Consider the following 1,023-nt stretch of genomic DNA (forward strand, 5'->3'; position numbering starts at 1 on the left):
CTCGGCCTGGCCGGACGGCTGGCGGAAAGCGGAGTGGGGAAAGCCATCCTTATTTTATATATGGTGTGGGGAGAGCTGCTGCTGACCCTGCGCCTGCGGCTGTGTGCCCGGCGGCTGCTGGACGCGGGCCGGCGGGACGGGGCACTGTGGTTCTTCCTGCTGGCGGTAGCCGCCGTGGTCCTGTGGATGGGGCTGGGGCAGCTGTCCGCCTTCGCCCGGGCGGGACAGTTCTTCCTAGCCATCCTGCTGACCGCCGGCGGGGTGGTGCTCCTCCTGTCCCTGACCCAGACCAGGCCGGAGCGGGTCCTTCCCCTATGGGTGGAGGACATTCCTGGCATTCTATCTTCCGCCCTGCCGGCGGCGGGAGTGCTGGGCTGGGGGCTGTACGGCGTGTTCCTGCTGGGAGAGACGGAAGGGGAGGATACGAGAGGACGGCGGCATTGGCTTGCCTGGGGCGTGGGCGGCTGTTTGCTGCTCACCCTGGCGCAATATGTGATTCTGGCCAGCTTGGGGCAGGAACTGTCCGGGCGGCTGGAGAGCCCCTTCTTTACCCTGGCCCAAAGCGTGGGAGTGGAGGGGGCCTTTCAGCGGGTGGAGAGCGTGGTCACCGCGATATGGACGCTGGCCGACCTGGTCATGGCGGGAGTGCTGCTGTTCAGCCTGCGGTCCATGGCTGCTGCCCTTCGGTGGCGGGAAAAGAGGATTGCCGTCCTGGGGCTGGTCCTGGCGGCGGCGCTGGCCCTGCTGTTCTTTTCTGACCGCCGTGCCGCGGCGTGGGGGAGGACCGTGGTGCCGTTCGGGAACCTGATTTTGGGGTTGGCCCTGCCTGCCCTGATGATTTTGCCCAAAGAGATTGCCGGGAAAAGGAGACCCGGCGGCACATCTTGTATGGGAAAAGGGATGTAAAACCTAAGATATAGTTGTGGAAAAGAAAGTGGAAAAAAAGGCGGAAAAAAGTAAAAAAAGGTGTTGACAAACCGGGGCGGTTTTGCTAATATAAGCAAGCGCTCTGCGACAGGGCAA

General features: G+C 63.2%; 1 protein-coding gene. It reads left to right on the forward strand.

Going from position 1 to position 1,023, the window contains the following annotated elements; genetic code table 11:
- On the forward strand, nt 1-906 hold a 906-nt coding region (locus tag I6E42_RS12640), incomplete at its 5' end, for a GerAB/ArcD/ProY family transporter (protein WP_235372367.1).
- Between the last annotated feature and the right edge of the window lie 117 nt (nt 907-1,023).

Source organism: Pseudoflavonifractor phocaeensis (assembly GCF_021531815.1).
Classification (GTDB): Bacteria; Bacillota; Clostridia; order Oscillospirales; family Oscillospiraceae; genus Lawsonibacter; species Lawsonibacter phocaeensis_A.